At 58.3% G+C, this 14,580-nt stretch carries 15 protein-coding genes and 3 pseudogenes; 7 read left to right on the plus strand and 11 right to left on the minus strand.

Features of this window, described 5'->3' with window-relative positions:
- Positions 1 to 3 precede the first annotated feature (3 nt).
- Entirely contained in the window at positions 4 to 1,170 is a 1,167-nt protein-coding gene (locus GRI69_RS03240; protein WP_337191013.1) for an efflux RND transporter periplasmic adaptor subunit, read from the minus strand.
- A gap of 96 nt (positions 1,171 to 1,266) precedes the next feature.
- Between GRI69_RS03240 and GRI69_RS03245 the strand changes: the two genes are divergently transcribed.
- Positions 1,267 to 1,923: a TetR/AcrR family transcriptional regulator gene (locus GRI69_RS03245; RefSeq protein ID WP_160726838.1), complete on the plus strand. Its 657-nt coding sequence runs from the start codon at positions 1,267 to 1,269 to the stop codon at positions 1,921 to 1,923.
- A 523-nt stretch (positions 1,924 to 2,446) separates the two neighbouring features.
- Here GRI69_RS03245 and GRI69_RS03250 read toward each other — a convergent pair.
- A protein-coding gene (locus tag GRI69_RS03250) for an IS630 family transposase (RefSeq protein ID WP_160726839.1) occupies positions 2,447 to 3,422 on the minus strand; the annotation gives its coding sequence in 2 pieces (ribosomal slippage) (positions 2,447 to 3,056 and positions 3,055 to 3,422; 978 coding nt in all).
- A gap of 176 nt (positions 3,423 to 3,598) precedes the next feature.
- On the opposite strand from GRI69_RS03250, the pseudogene GRI69_RS03255 reads away from it, so the two are divergent.
- A pseudogene (locus GRI69_RS03255) lies at positions 3,599 to 4,468 on the plus strand (IS3 family transposase); the annotation flags it as partial.
- A gap of 268 nt (positions 4,469 to 4,736) precedes the next feature.
- Here GRI69_RS03255 and GRI69_RS03260 read toward each other — a convergent pair.
- The 4 genes from GRI69_RS03260 to GRI69_RS03275 all read right to left on the minus strand — a co-directional run bounded on the left by GRI69_RS03260 (position 4,737) and on the right by GRI69_RS03275 (position 8,441).
- Positions 4,737 to 5,507, minus strand: coding sequence for an NUDIX hydrolase (locus GRI69_RS03260; protein ID WP_160726840.1), 771 nt, complete (start codon positions 5,505 to 5,507; stop codon positions 4,737 to 4,739).
- Between the two features lie 77 nt (positions 5,508 to 5,584).
- Positions 5,585 to 7,171 (minus strand): ABC1 kinase family protein, encoded by a 1,587-nt coding sequence (locus GRI69_RS03265; protein WP_094062446.1) that lies wholly within the window; start codon positions 7,169 to 7,171, stop codon positions 5,585 to 5,587.
- Entirely contained in the window at positions 7,168 to 7,656 is a 489-nt protein-coding gene (locus GRI69_RS03270; RefSeq protein ID WP_232508371.1) for a MarR family winged helix-turn-helix transcriptional regulator, read from the minus strand. The genes GRI69_RS03265 and GRI69_RS03270 overlap by 4 nt, the downstream gene beginning before the upstream one ends.
- A gap of 308 nt (positions 7,657 to 7,964) precedes the next feature.
- Entirely contained in the window at positions 7,965 to 8,441 is a 477-nt protein-coding gene (locus GRI69_RS03275) for a MarR family winged helix-turn-helix transcriptional regulator (RefSeq protein ID WP_094062444.1), read from the minus strand.
- 76 nt (positions 8,442 to 8,517) lie between these two features.
- Between GRI69_RS03275 and GRI69_RS03280 the strand changes: the two genes are divergently transcribed.
- Both GRI69_RS03280 and GRI69_RS03285 read left to right on the plus strand, forming a co-directional pair.
- Positions 8,518 to 9,405, plus strand: coding sequence for an alpha/beta fold hydrolase (locus tag GRI69_RS03280; protein ID WP_094062443.1), 888 nt, complete (start codon positions 8,518 to 8,520; stop codon positions 9,403 to 9,405).
- Positions 9,402 to 9,815 carry a hotdog fold thioesterase gene (locus GRI69_RS03285; protein ID WP_094062442.1) on the plus strand — a complete coding sequence of 138 codons (414 nt, stop codon included), beginning with the start codon at positions 9,402 to 9,404 and terminating at the stop codon, positions 9,813 to 9,815. Before GRI69_RS03280 ends, GRI69_RS03285 begins: the two co-directional genes overlap by 4 nt.
- Positions 9,816 to 9,970: 155 nt before the next feature.
- On the opposite strand, the pseudogene GRI69_RS03290 reads toward GRI69_RS03285, so the two are convergent.
- Together GRI69_RS03290 and GRI69_RS03295 are read right to left on the minus strand one after the other, a co-directional pair.
- Positions 9,971 to 10,150, minus strand: a pseudogene (locus tag GRI69_RS03290) (IS3 family transposase); the annotation flags it as partial.
- A gap of 4 nt (positions 10,151 to 10,154) precedes the next feature.
- A pseudogene (locus GRI69_RS03295) lies at positions 10,155 to 11,346 on the minus strand (IS3 family transposase).
- A gap of 133 nt (positions 11,347 to 11,479) precedes the next feature.
- Here GRI69_RS03295 and GRI69_RS15990 point away from each other — a divergent pair.
- Positions 11,480 to 11,890: a hypothetical protein gene (locus tag GRI69_RS15990; protein ID WP_237452904.1), complete on the plus strand. Its 411-nt coding sequence runs from the start codon at positions 11,480 to 11,482 to the stop codon at positions 11,888 to 11,890.
- Positions 11,891 to 12,284: 394 nt separating this feature from the next.
- Here the strand turns inward: GRI69_RS15990 and GRI69_RS15995 are convergent, their stop codons facing one another.
- The 3 genes from GRI69_RS15995 to GRI69_RS03315 form a co-directional block, all read right to left on the minus strand.
- On the minus strand, positions 12,285 to 12,644 hold the full coding sequence (locus GRI69_RS15995) for a hypothetical protein (RefSeq protein ID WP_237452905.1): 360 nt from the start codon (positions 12,642 to 12,644) through the stop codon (positions 12,285 to 12,287).
- Between the two features lie 209 nt (positions 12,645 to 12,853).
- Entirely contained in the window at positions 12,854 to 13,069 is a 216-nt protein-coding gene (locus tag GRI69_RS03310; RefSeq protein WP_006834205.1) for a helix-turn-helix transcriptional regulator, read from the minus strand.
- Entirely contained in the window at positions 13,062 to 13,553 is a 492-nt protein-coding gene (locus tag GRI69_RS03315; RefSeq protein ID WP_160726841.1) for a hypothetical protein, read from the minus strand. Before GRI69_RS03315 ends, GRI69_RS03310 begins: the two co-directional genes overlap by 8 nt.
- Positions 13,554 to 13,919: 366 nt before the next feature.
- On the opposite strand from GRI69_RS03315, the gene GRI69_RS03320 reads away from it, so the two are divergent.
- Positions 13,920 to 14,252 carry a hypothetical protein gene (locus GRI69_RS03320; protein ID WP_006834207.1) on the plus strand — a complete coding sequence of 111 codons (333 nt, stop codon included), beginning with the start codon at positions 13,920 to 13,922 and terminating at the stop codon, positions 14,250 to 14,252.
- A 31-nt stretch (positions 14,253 to 14,283) separates the two neighbouring features.
- Complete coding sequence (gene traL / locus GRI69_RS03325) at positions 14,284 to 14,571, plus strand: type IV conjugative transfer system protein TraL (protein ID WP_006834208.1); 288 nt, start codon at positions 14,284 to 14,286, stop codon at positions 14,569 to 14,571.
- Positions 14,572 to 14,580: the final 9 nt, after the last annotated feature.

Raw genomic sequence — 14,580 nt, forward strand, 5'->3', positions numbered from 1 at the left:
GTGCTAGCGAACCTTGCCGGAAGCGGCGGCAGAGGGAGCGGGGGCAGGTCGACGTCCGGTAGGCGTGTTGGATATCTTGACCGGAACGCCCGGTCGGATTTTCTGAAGATTACTGACAATAACCGTATCGCCTGGCTTCAGACCACTTTCGACGATCCATTTGCCATCGACCATATCCCCCAGCTCGATCGGCCGGACCAGGGCCTGCCCCTCCTTGTCGACCAGGAAAACGGATCCGCCGTCACCGGTCAGAGTCACTGCCTGTTGCGGGATAGTGATCCCGTTCGGGATCTTGCCGGCATAAATTTTCGCCCGCACGAACTCCCCAGGAAGCAGGATGCGCGAGGGATTACTGAATTCGGCACGCAGCTCAACGGTCCCGGTCTGCTCATCGACCGAGAAATCAAGAAAATCGATATAACCCCTAATAGGATATTCGGTCCCGTTGCCGAAGGTGAGGCGCACCTCGATCTGTTCGCCATCATTCAGATCGATTTCGCCCGAAGCAATGGCGCGGCGCAGGTCAACAACCTCGCTGGCTGCCTGTGCGAAGCTCACATAGACTGACGAGATCTGTTCGATTCGGGTCATCAGCGTGCCTTCCGGCTGACTGACAAGGGCCCCTTCGGTAACCTGCGCACGGCCCGCACGGCCGCTGATCGGCGCGCGCACGGTGGTATAACCGAGTTGCAGAGAGGCCGCCTCCAGCTGCGCCTGAATCTGGGCAACATTTGCCTCCGCCTCGCGCGAAGCGGCAATCGCCGCGTCGTATTCCTGACTGCTGATAGCGTTTTCTTCGATCAACGGGCGGTAACGTTCGACCACGGCCCGGGCATTGGCTGCTGTGGCCCGCGCGCGGGCAAGTGCAGCCCTCGTCTGGTTCAAACTTGCGCGCAGTTCGCGCGGATCGATGCGGAAAAGTGGTTGTCCATTCCTTACGTCGGTTCCTTCTTCGTAAAGCCGCTCTTGCACTATCCCCGTAACCCGGGCGCGCACCTCTGCCACGCGTACCGGCTCGACCCGTCCAGGTAGTTCGATTATGTTCGGAACGGTTTGCACAGCTACTGTTACCGTGCGGACCGGAATCGCCTGAGCCGCCATTTCTTCATTCGGTTCGGAACAGCCGACGAGCAACAGGGCTGCGGCTAAGAATACAATTTTAGATTTCACGGGTGGCGGCTTTCAGTCAGCTTTTGTGCATGTGCGAAGATGTAATAGATATTACGCCCTTGTCCCGCAACCCGTTTTCGTCGAGGTTTGCGCTAAATGACCGATCAAACCGAACGTGACCGACTTGACCGCCGCAGGCGAGCCTTCATCGAAGCTGCCAGGGAATTGTTCGTTAGACTGGGCTACGAACGCACGACGCTGGGTGACATAGTCGATCGTGCAGGCGGCTCTTTGGCTACGGTCTACAAGCTGTTCGGCAACAAAGAAGGGATACTCGAGGTTGTTGTTTTCGAAAAGGCATCTTCCGGTGCGACGCTGGTCCGCGAGGCAGCTGAAAAAGGCGGTACGCCACAGGAAATCCTTCACCGCCTTGCAATAAGTTTTCAGGCCCACTTCCTAGATCCGGAAGTGGTCGCTTTGGTTCGAATCGTCATCGCGCGCAGCGTGAGCAACAAGGAATTCGCCCGACGGTTTTTCGAACGTACGGCAACGCGGACCCTTGATTCGCTCCAACAGCTCTTTGCGGACTGGCAAGAAGGAGGGATCGAACTGAACGCGCCACCGCATATACTTGCTGAATTGTTTCTTGGGCTATTCGTAAGCGACGTACATGCAGACGCGATCAGTCACAGGGTGGGTATTGACAACAGCCTTGAGCGATTACGCGCCAGAACCCATTTCTTCGTTATGGGATCGGGTGTGCTGGAAAACAAGAATGCAAACATCTCCTTCGAAGGTTCAAACGGGCTATAAGTCTCTCTACCGTAGTTCACCCGGCAGATAGATTATCCGACTTATCCAGACAGAAACCTATAACCGAGCCGCAGCCTGACGGAGCGCCAATACATTTTATACGGCGTTGGCGGGCCGTCGACCTGTTGCAGGAAGATTGCGTGCCTCCGCTCGACGAGGATTTTGGCCAGCAGTGCTCTAGGCCGTGTGGACAAAGTATATCCGTAGTTTGGCTGAGGCGAGAGCTACGAAGCCAAGGTAAGACCCTTTGGTTTTATCGTAGCGAGTTGGCAACCCTGCGCCAGTTCTGCAGTCTGTTGAACAATCGCTCGATAAGGCTACGTCAGCGGCATTTCTCCCGATTATGTGGGGCGGGGTTGCGGCGGTTGCTCCTTGCGGAGATCACAGCCTCGACGCCGGCAGCGACGATCTCCTCGCGGATGGCATCGGCATCATAGCCGCGATCAGCCAGGAATGCCTCGATCCGGTCCCCGCTCGGTGCCGTGCCAGCCCCAAGATATACAAGGTTGAGAGCGGATTCCGTTCACTCTGGGTCATAGCCGCAGGAGCTGAAGTAGTTGGCGCTTTCGTCGGGCTGGAAGAGGTCGACGAGCCTGCCGATCAGGTCCCAGAGGCCGGATACGGTTCGCTCCGCTGCCTTGCGGAGCATCGCCTTGAGCCGGACGAAGGCCTTCTCGATGGGATTGAAGTCGGGACTGTAGGGCGGGAGGGACAGCAGTGTTGCCCCTGCCGCCTCGATCAGCTCGCGCACCGACGCGCGCTTATGGCTCGACAGGTTATCCATGATGACGATGTCGCCACAGCGCAGCTCGGGTACGAGAACCTGGACGACATAGGCTTCGAACCAGTCGCCGTTGATCGGCCCGTCGAGCACCATCGGAGCGATCATTCCACTCATCCGCAGGCCGGCCACCAGCGTGGTCGTTTTGCGATGCCCATGCGGGAAGCCCATCCTCAGACGCTCGCCCCTGGCGCACCGGCCATGGCTGCGGGTCATGTCGGTCGCGGTCCACGTTTCGTCGATGAAGACCAGACGCTCCGGATCGAAGTCGAGTTGCCCTTCGAACCAGGCGGGGCGCTGGCTCAGGACGTCGGGCCGGTCCTGCTCGATCGCGTGGCCAGTCTTTTTTGCGCGTGATGCCGTGACGCACGAAGAAGCGATGAAGCGTCGAGTTCGCCACTACCAGACCGATGCCGCTCAGTTCCGCCCGAAGCTCGTCGAGCGTGATGTCCTTGCGCGCTTCCCACAGAGCCAGGATCATCTCCCGATACTCCTCGACCCGGCGCGAGCGCGTGGTCCCGCCTTGCGGCTTGGGTGCAAAGTTCCCGGTCGCGCGGCGCTGCTCCTGCCACCGGATCGCTGTCGAAGGGGCAACACCAAACCGGTCGGCCGCCGAACGGCAACTCATCCCCGCGTCAACCGCGCCCAGCAGCCGCGAACGTAAATCCATCGAGAGAGGCCGACCCGTTCCATACTGGCCTCCTTCACCTGCCAGCATGATGAATCAGAAAATCACCGGCTTGGGAATCCCTCGCGATTCGGACCGGGCGGAAACCGCTCTAGCACCTGGGATCGCAAATTTTGAATAGCCCTTAGATTTGTGGACGCTTTCTTTCCAAATTTTGAGGACAGGCGGCGACGATGCATATTTGACTTACGGCCACTTCGTTCTGCCAGGGATGCAAAGTGAGATACGCGTTCGTTGCCGAGCATCGCGTGCTGTTTTCGGTGCGCGCGATGTGCCGGTGTCTTCGCATCCAGCCCAGCGGCTTCAACGCCTCGTTGAAGAGCCCGTTGAGCAGGCGGGCGAAGGAAGATGCTCGGCAGACGTGGGAAGAGAGCGGCAAGGTCTATGGCTACCGCAAGCTGCACGACGACCTGCACGATCAGGGCGAGACCTGCTGCCCGAACCGGGTGGCTCGTCTTGCCGGCCTGGCCGGGATCAAGGCGAGGATAGGCTACAAATGCAGGCCGGGCAGCTATGGCGGCAAGCCGTCCAGGGTGATCGACAACACGCTGGTCCGCCAGTTCGATGTCGCTGCACCCGACAAGGCATGGGTGACCGACATCACCTACATCAGGACGCAGGAGGGCTTTGCCCATCTGGCGGTAGTGATCGACCTTTACTCCCGCCGCGTGGTGGGCTGGTCGATGCAGAACCGCCAGACCACCGACCTGGTCCTGCAGGCATTGCTGATGGCGGTGTGGCGCAGGAAGCCGAAGGGGAAGGTTCTGATCCACTCGGATCAGGGATCGCAGTTCACCAGCATGGACTGGGCCTCGTTCCTTAAGGCCCACAATCCGGAACACTCGATGAGCCGCCGTGGCAACTGCCATGACAACGCCGTGGTCGCGAGCTTCTTCAACCTGCTCAAGCGCGAGTATATCCGGCGAAGGACCTATCGCTCACGCGACGAGGCCAGGCAGGATGTGTTCGATTACATCGAAATGTTCTACAACCTGATACGCAAGCATGTAAGGAACGGGATGCTGTCACCCGTAGAGTTCGAAAGGCAGCAGATGATGAGCACCGAGGGCGTCTAGAAAATTCGGGGCTATTCAGTCTGGTGTTGGCCACTCAATCTATTGCGCAGGGCAGCGAGCGTTTTGACCAAAGTTCGGCCGCGCGGGATTAAAAGAACAGTCTCCGTTCCGAGCTGTTTGAGGTTCTCAATCGCGATCGAGCAGACGGATATGAAACAGCGGTCGCCAACCTAGGAGCGGGGCCAGATCGTTCGGTTTCAAACCGTCCGGGGCAAGACACTCAAGGCATTTAGCTGATCTCTTTCGACTGACTGCCTTGATGCACTGTTTACCCAACTACCTCGCTCGCCGGGCCGTAACCTGCATCCTCCGGGATGGTCAGGATATTCTTGCCATCTCGCTGCAAGACCCGCGGCAGGACAGGCACGATCGTGCGCGCCAGCGCGCGATCTACGCAGTCCGCAGCACTGTTCGCCTCGGACAACAGTTCCAGGTTCAGTCGGGTCGGGAAAATGACCGTGCGCTCGCCCGATTTGCCCATCTCCAGAGCACGATTGGGTGACAGCCATTCTGCATCCACCGTCTCATAGCCATCGCACGCGGCAATCTGGCGTTCGGGGGCTCGAGCGACGTAGAACCAGGTGTCAAACCGTTTCTTCATGAAGACCGGGGTAATCCACCGGGCAAAATCGGTGAGACTGTCGAGCCGCAAGATCACATCGGACTGCCGGACGACATCGAGGAACGATCTTTCCCCCTGTTCGACTGCCCGGCGGCTGTCCGGGTCACAGGCCCCTTCGAAAGGGCTGCCATCGCGGTTGACCGCCAGCAAAATGCCAGCCTCCTCGTAAGCTTCGCGGATCGCAGCGATCTTTAAAACTCTTTGGGTCGTATCGACCTGATCCCACCCGTCAGAGTAAGCGGCCCATTCCTCCAAAGAATCATCTGAATGGGGTTTCCCGCCAGGGAAGACCAGTGCTCCAGATGCGAAGTCGATCTGATGATGTCGCTTCACCATGAGAACCTGAAACTCCGGTTCATCCCGCACCAGCAGCATGGTGGCGGCAGGCACCGCCTCGGCAGGTTTCTGTTCGGTCATTTCCACTCTTCTCCCTTGATGTAGCCAATATCGGTGCCGGGCGGCCGTGATCGAAGCGTTCATTGTGTGTGGTCTTATCAGTTCCATCTAGGAATGAGTGCTATTCCCGCGAAAGCCAGAACAATTCCTGCCAGTAACAACGATTGGTCGGCCAGCAATGCGGCAGAGATGATCAACGCTGCCACCACCGGACCCTTGACGGGGGTGCTGCGGTCCTCTTCCCGCGTCAGATGGTTCAGGCTGGCTGGGTCGATGGATACCTGAATCGTACCCGATCGAGCGACCGAGGCAACGTTATCGATCAGGTCGGGCAGCGATGCCGAGAAATCCAGCAGGCCACTGCGGACCTTGGCCAAATGATCCCGCGCGGCTCCGATCGAAAATCGCTCGGCAAACAATTGCATCACGATCGGCTTCGTTTCTTCGGCAATATTGTAGTCCGGTGCCAAAGAGCGAACGAAGCCCTCTGCGGTCAGCAAGGTACGCAGCAAAACAGCGAGGTCGGGCGGCAATGCGAGGCGATAATCGCGCAACAATCCGAAAACCCGATCGAAGATTGCCGAGAATTCAATCCCCACAAGAGCTGTGCCGCGAAATTCCTCGATCAGCTCGTCCAGATCCATCACCAATTGCGCGCGGTCCACGAGTGGATTGCCTGCCCAGTCAAGCAGCAGATCGGCCACCTTGTCTATCTGATCGTTCGCGATAGCAAAAATCAGGCGGACAATTTCCTGACGCCGCGCGCCGCTGAGAAAGCCCACCGAGCCGAAATCGATAAAGCCTACCTGGTTCCCTTCCATCCAGAAAACATTGCCGGGATGCGGGTCGCCATGAAACTCTCCATTGAGAAGGATCATCCGCAACACTGCATCGGCATAGCGCTTCGCGAACCGGGCATTCCCTGCCGGATCAGTTGCCGGGTGCCGCGACGCGGGTTTTCCGACCAGGGCTTCCTGCACATTGATCGTCATGCCTGTGAGTTCCCAATGGATCTCGGGGGTCTTCACCCCAAGCATCTCCAGATAACCGCCAATCCGTTCACAGGCGCGTGCTTCTGCCGCCAGGTCCATCTCCCGCGCTAAATTCTTTCCGAAAGTCTGAAGGAATTCCACGGGTCGATAGCGGGCAATGTCGCTTGACCGACGCTCGGCGAGGCCCGCGAGCCGTGTCAACAGCCTCATGTCCGCCTCGATCCTGGACGCCATGCCGGGTCGGCGTACTTTCACGATAGTCTCGCTTCCGTCCAGCAGGGTTGCGACATATGTCTGTGCGATAGAGGCGGAGGCGATCGGGTTTCTCTCGAAAGCCGCGAATTCACGTTCCCAGTCGCTGCCCCAAGCCGATACAATCACCGGTTCGATCTTATCGAACGGCAGCGGTTCCACCTGGTCGTGGAGAGTGCCGAACGCGGAAATCCAGGGTTGTGTAAACAGATCGCTTCTGGTCGCGAGGAGCTGGCCAAGCTTTATCCCGACAGGGCCGACATCGCGCAATAGCGCCACCACCGATGCAGGACGCAAGTCCTCGGTATCTGGCTCCTTCTCCGAAACCGGCATAATGCCAAGCAAGCTTCCGAGATTTTTCAGACCGTGCCGGGCGAAAATCTGACCGAGTTCTGCTAGCCGCGTCAGTTCACCGACACTGTTTTCCAGATCGCGCTTCATCGGCTTGCTTCACAAGTGTCAGCCTGCTTCTGATTCTCCGCAACTTTTCGAAGCATGGCACGCAGGAAGTCGATTTGAGGCGCAGACATTCCCTTCCAGAGCGTTTCGTGGAGTCGATCAGCCGCTTCGCGCAGTTCCGGCCAGATGGTTCTTACTTGCTCGGTGAGGTGGAGGTTCCAAACTCTTCGATCGTGCGCCGCCCGCTCTCGCTCGATCAAACCTTTTTCAACCAAAACTGTGACAGCCTGTCCTATCGTCGCCGATTCAAGCTCGAACAGGCGAGAAATCTCGGTCTGTGTTAGCGTAGGTTCCCGCAACAAGGACGCGATGATCCGCCATTGTGTTTGATTGAGGTCGAGCCCCACGATCAGAGCGTCGAACGTCCGCCGAGCGGTCCTGTTCACCTCTTCCAGCAAATATAGGATGTCATCCTTTTCGTTGGGGGCGTAATCACGTATTTCATCTTTCGGCATATGCTTATCCATCGCGCTATCCTGAAAGGCTCGCGCAAGCCTGGCGTGCTCAATCTCAGGGTCAACCATATTCGCTAGCAGTGCCGCCCTGCAAACACTCGCTGATTTCACGCTACAGCAGAAACTGAATCCAATGGTCGCTCAAGCCGATAAGGAACCGTACGGCGCTGGGTGAGTGCGAGGGCTCCGGCCACCTCGCCTGCCACGACTGCCGGGATCTTATGATCGCAAGCGCTCGGCCTCCATCACTTGAACATCAGCCCCCCCCTGAAGGGCAAAGGTGGGGCATGAACGCGGGGCATTGGCTCGATTTCGAGTGATTATGGCTCGCTGGCCAGATTGTCATGCATCCTGGCCAGCGATCCGCGTAAGCGCTCCAGTTCCCCAAAACGGATCCCCCCGAGCAAGCGAGCATACATTGCATCAGCTTCTACTCGCATCTTGGGAAGTAGCTCGATTGCGGCAGGGCGTAAATGAACCCGCCAAACGCGCCTGTCGTTCTTCGCGCTGCGTCTTTCCACCAGCTCAAGTTCTTCCAGGCGATCAATAGTCCGGCCGATGCTAGCGCGCTCTAACTCCAGTTCCCGAGCCAGCTCGGTCTGGGTCATGCCTGGGCTCCGAAAGAGATAAGCCAAAATACGCCATTGCGTCCGCGTGAGCCCGAATTGTTCAACCGAAGAATCAAAGGTCCTGCGCAAACGCCGCGTCACTTCCTCCATAAGAAAGAACAGCCGATCGGTATCGGTGAGGAAACTTGCCCCCTTTGTATCCGTGTCATAGTCCGTCGTGGCAGCCATCCTGGGCAACCTACCATAGCCGATCAGGAAATAAAGCGGTTTACTGTAAACCAATTTACAATATAGAGGTTGCGATATGCAGTCGCAAACTTTCCATATCGGGGGAGATGGTGGCATCTCCATAGCAGCCGAAGCGACCGGAAATGCCGATGCTTTACCGGTCTTGCTCGCGCATGGGGGCGGCCAGACCCGTCACGCATGGAAACGTGTCACAGCCGATCTCGCCAGTGCGGGATTTCGTCCGATCGCAATTGACATGCGCGGTCACGGGGACAGCGAATGGTCTGCCGAGGGCGCTTACGAAACGCGCGACTTCGCTTCAGATCTCGTTGCGATCGCTTCAAAAATGGACCGCAAGCCAGCGCTCGTCGGGGCCTCCCTTGGCGGGCTGGCCGGACTGATCGCCGAAGGACACCTTGCGCCGGGCCGCTTCGCGTCGCTCACTCTCGTCGACATCGCGCCGCGTATGGAGACGGGGGGCGTTATGCGCGTAGTCGGCTTTATGGAGGAGCACGTGGAGACCGGTTTCTCTTCACCGGACGAAGCGGCAGAGGTCATCGCGCGCTACATGCCACATCGCCGCAAGCGCGGAGCCGGCAAGGGTTTACGGCGCTATCTGCGAGAGAAGGAAGACGGCCGCTACTACTGGCATTGGGATCCGGCCTTTATCCGCAACATCACACTAGCCAAGCGAAGCGATCCGGCTCATCAGGAACGCCAGTTTGATGCGCTGAACGATGCAGCCAGCAGGCTTTCTCTGCCATTGCATATTATTCGCGGCGGATCGAGCGATCTGGTTTCCGAAGACGCGGTCGCGCAATTGCTCGAACTTGTTCCACACGCTGAATACACCGACATCGCAGAGGCAACACATATGGTGGTTGGCGATGCCAACGATGCCTTTTCGGCAGCGATACTCGATTTTCTCAAGCGTAATCACAGTCCGCAGGGAGCCGTTACATGACCGATAATCCGACAAGGATCGATCCTAAGCGCCTCGAAGAGATCCTGCAGATTGCCCCGTTTCACCGGTGGCTTGGCCTCACTTTACGGTCATGCTCGAACGAGCAGCTTGAACTGGAGATGCCTTGGCGCGACGAGATCGTGTCAAACCCGGCAATCGGTTCAGCGCATGGCGGCGTGCTCGCCTCTCTGATCGATTTAACCGGGCTCTACACCTTATTGTCGCAAGGTACAGGGGCCAAGGCGACCGCCGATCTGAGGGTCGACTACCACCGCCCGGCAACCTCGGGACCACTCATAGCATCGGGCAAAATAATCAAGATCGGTAAAAATATCTCGGTCGCTGAAACACGTGTATACGGTCCTACTGGCAACCTTTTGGCTAGCGGCCGCGGTGCCTACGTATGCTAACAGCGTTATCCTAATGGAACTAACTGCAGGGCGAAAATTAGCAGGTCTGTTCCTCGAAGACCTGCAAAATTGTCCCACGACTTTCAGAGCGAATTGCGTCGCGATAGCCGCCTTCCAATGAGTGACGTGACCCCCTGATCTTCCCCCAGCTGGGATTAGAGCCGAGCCGCGTTGATGCGTATGAGCGCGGTTGAAGCAATGGGCTGCGCAGCGGAGCCCGTAGGGCGTGGCGAAGGAGGCCATTGCTTATCTAGTTCGGCGGCGAACGCCGCCGGTGTCGCGTAGCCAAGGGATGAGGGCGCTCTCTCTCGGTTGTAGTCTTCCACCTGACCTGCCCCATCAGGGTGGTCCACCGGTTAAGTTAGAGTTCCGGCGGTTGGGGTCGCCCTGCTGGGCGGCCTGGAGCGCAGCGTAAGGCAGCATGGCAGGACGAGGCAAGATCGTTTGTGGGGCCGGCGGCTGGTAGCCCAGCGAAGAGTGTGGCCGGACGGTGTTGTAGTGGATACGCCAGCGCTCGATCAGGATGATTGCCTCCTTCAGAGTGTAGAAGATTTCCCCGTTGAGAAGCTCATCCCTGAGCTTGCCGTTGAAGGATTCGTTGTAGCCATTCTCCCATGGTGATCCGGGTTCGATGTAGAGAGTCTTCACACCAATCCGCCCGAGCCAGTCGCGCACGGCATGAGAAGTGAACTCAGCGCCATTATCGCTACGGATGTGATCAGGCGGACCATGGCGTTGGAACAGCTCGGTCAGCACGGCCAGGACATCATCGCTCTTGAGCTTGCGCTGGACATGGATCGCCAGGCACTGGCGGCTGTACTCGTCGATCACGGTAAGCATGCGGAAGGCCTTGCCGTCATGGGTGCGATCCATGACGAAGTCGTAGCTCCACACATGGCCACTATATTGCGGACGCAGCCTCACGCATGATCCATCGTTGAACCACAGACGCCCGCGCTTTGGCTGTCTCTGCGGAACCTTGAGCCCTTCACGGCGCCAGGTCCGCTCGACCCGCTTGGCGTTCACCAACCAACCTTCATTGCGCAGCAGCGCCGTGATCCGGCGATAGCCGTAGCGACCATATTGCTGGGCCAGCCGGATGATTGCAGCTGTCAGCGGCTTCTCGTCGGCTGGTGGTGCGGGCAGCTTGCGCTGGGTCGAGCGGTGCTGGGCAACGACCCGGCAGGCACGGCGCTGGCAGATATCCAATGCCTCCTGCCATGGTCGATGGCCAGCCGACGCCGTGAAGGGCTCAGTACTTTCCCTCGACAACCTCCTTCAGGATCAGCGCATCGAGCGTAAGATCAGACACCGCCTTCCTGAGCCGCTGGTTCTCCTACTTGAGATCCTTCAATCGCCGAGCCTGGCTGACCTTCAGCCCACCGTACTCGCGTCGCCAGCGATAGTAACTCTGCTCCGAAATCCCCAGCGATCGGCTGATCTCCCCGATCTTCTCTCCGTGCGAGAGCCGAACTTCGGCCTCACGCAGTATCCCGATAATCTGTTCCGGCGTGTATCTCTTCCGTGCCATTCATCAGCTCCTTTCAAGCCGTAAATAGCCGAAATCCTAACTCTCAAAACGGACCACTTTTCGGGGGGAAGGTCACCTCTGGCCGATGGGAAGGACGCTGACAGGCTGGAAACCGCAGTTGGGCGGTTGGGGCTTGATCGACCTTAGAAACGCGCAATCGGTCGATCCGTTTTCCCTGGTCTCAGATGAACTCATTGAGGTTGCCGACTGGGAACTACTTGATTTTGCAGTTCAAGTTGTCAAGCAATGGCTCCAAAGGAAAGGTTTCGAGATCATGTCCACTCACTCAAATCCCAACGTCGATCCGAACATCTGGTTTGTCGGAGACAATGGACCCGAGTGGGTAATCGTACGAGCAGCGCGATATCCAGAAAAGGTGGCTCAGATCCCGAGCAACGTAGAGGCCATCGATAAGCAATGCGAAGCTCTCAGTCACTTGGGGAATTTCGCATCTTTTGGCTTTGCGTTGGCGGAAAACGTTGAAACGCCCATCTGGCGGGGACACGCTGCCGATGTCCAATTCGAAGGCATTAAGCCGATCTGATCCGGAAGCTCTCATTGCTCCACGCAGGTGTGCGATCTGTTGAAGAATCATGCGGCCATATTCGTGCTCGGCGGTCGCTTTTGGGGTGTAATATCGCCGTCGCTCTGCGCCAAAACACCAGACGTCCAGACCGGTAACGGCGTGGGCTGTAGACTGGAGTTCGTTCGACCTGAGGCCGGTCGGATTACGACTTTTTACCAGTCGTCGAAACTTTGAATTTTGCTCAGATTGGAAACCTCATTCAAGTGCGTTTCCAAGTGATGGCGTTCCTCATCCCAAACCACAAACAGATGTTCTGCGCCAGGATTCTCAATGTTGTTTAATTCGAAATCGTACACATCGAGAAACAATTGCTCGTAGTACTTAGAGAGACGATTCTCCATGCTGGTGAATGTCACGTATAGCTGGGCATTCTTCGGCCATTTTTTCTGACGTGGCTATCAACGCGAAGCTCAGCAAACCCTTTCCCGACATACACGCATAACATCGTGTAATTGCCATGGTCGTCGCAGGCGTCATAGTCTACCCACAGGTGATAGAGGCCTGTCTGACCACGGAGGAATTTAAGATAGAGCTTGTACGTTATGTTCCCAATACGGAGTTCGTCGTCGACCGGCAGTTCCGCACAAAATGCGCTCTCGTTCACCAACTCATGGGCAGAAATTGGCTGGCTTAGTTCTAAGAGCGCTATTTGATCGAACGCATCGTACTCTTGATTTTGACACGGGAAATCTTGTTCGATGCACTTTGTCATGATCGGCTCGACCTACTCAATATTGTATGTTCCTTAATAGGCGCCGGTGGCTTCCGAAAGCAGCTCGGTTCTTGCAGCGACGAGCGCTCCCAATACTCGAGGGTATCGGGCCGACTGCTTCGATCCGGCGACCGCGCAAAGGATGCCTTTGACTGCCCCTGTCGATGGCACGTCCGCCTCCAACCAGTCAGCTCCAGACCAATAAGCGGTCACTTCAGGCGGTCCGAAATCCAGGCCTCCACTTCGTCTTCTGCCCATGCGACCGCATATCCACCCAGCTGCACGGGCTTCGGAAACTTGCCCTCGGCCATCCAGCGATAGATTGTCGAACGGCCAAGCCCGACGCGATGCTGAACTTCGGGCAGGCGAATGAGCCGCGTCACCCGCCGGGTTTCGGTCGCTCCTTTGTCTATCTCTTCACCCACGATGGCCTCCCTCGGCACCGGCAAAGACATCGCCAAGCAGCGCATCCTTGCGTTCGAGCTCGTCGATGTGGTCGGAGAGCAAGCGGGCGACGCGGTGCGCGGTCCCCTTGGCCCAGCGCGGCTTCACATCGTGAACCTGGTTGCCCAAGACACGCTCGAGCGCTGAAGGCAGTTCGCCGGAAAAGTCCTCGAAGAATTGCGCGAGGTCCGATTGCAGCCAGGCAATCGCGTGATCGCCGCTGCTGACGAGGAACAGCAGCAGGTGGGCATGAGGAGCGACGCCGCTCGCGGCAAGAATGCGCAAGGCTTCGCCGAGGCTGGCCGAGCGTTCGCCCGCAAGAACACGGCGCAGGGCATCCTTATGGATCTGCGCGTCGCGAGCGATGTCGCAGCGGGCACGGCCGCTGGCTTCGACGGCGGCCAAAAGCAGCCGGGCGAGGTCGGCGCGAACCTGTTGTTCGGCAAAGAGCGCCATGTTGGTCATCGACGAATCCTTATCTCCAGAGTGATCGACTCTCCGGCTAACCGCGAAGGAAGCCTGTAGGAAAACAAAAAGAACATTTAGAGAACATAGAGGAAGGAACGATCAGCTTCCTCCGACGATTCGCGCGAATTTCGGTCGCCTGCGCGCATATCGCGGCTCTCTTCGCTCAGATGCCGGCACAGTCAGCGCTGTTGCGCGATCAGCCTGCGCGAATCCCGTGCATCGCACCTCCCGATGTCGCTTTTTGCTTGGTCGAAAGCCCCAAAATCCAATTCCCGATTTCCTACAGCCCGGCTCCGGGGAGAGGAAAGAACATACAGCGAACGCATCGCTGGCTGATGTTCAATCCCTCGAAAGGTTCCATCCATGACCACCAAGACTGCCCTTCCGGTCCAGCAGCGCTCGCCCAACGGGGCTCGCGGCCGCGACTACATTCTTCCCGCCTGCGTGGCGCTGGCCTGCGCCGGTGCCGCCTTTGCCGGCGCCGATACCACCTTCGATCCCGCGTTGACCAAGTTCACCGACTTCCTCGAAGGTTCGGGCGGCAAGATCATCACTGTGCTCAGCCTTGCGGGCGGCCTGATCGGTCTCGCCTCCGGGCGTTTCTCGCTCGGCCAGGTCGCGGTGCCGGTCGGCGTCGGCATCGGTGTCGGCACCGGCGTTCCGATCGTCACCTCGGTCGTGACCGCGGTCATCTGATCAGCGGATCCGGTCACGACAGGAGGGCGGCATGGCCGACAGGTACCTCGTTCCACGGCGGCTCGACGACCCGGAGCTCATCGGCTTCTGGACCATCGACGAGTTTGCAGGGATCCTTATTCCCTTCGCCTGGGGCATTCTCTCGCAGCATATCTTCATCGGTATCGGCCTGGCCGCCGGGGCCTGGCTTGCCTTGCGGAAGGCAAAGGCACGCGGCGCCGGTTCGGCACTGGTGCATGCTGCGTACTGGTACCTACCCGGGAGCTTTCTCGGGTTGAAGGCCACGCCGCCCTCCCACTGCCGCCTGTTGGCGGGCTGAGGGAGGCGA

It is taken from the genome of Qipengyuania vulgaris, assembly GCF_009827325.1.
GTDB classification, from domain to species: Bacteria; Pseudomonadota; Alphaproteobacteria; order Sphingomonadales; family Sphingomonadaceae; genus Qipengyuania; species Qipengyuania vulgaris.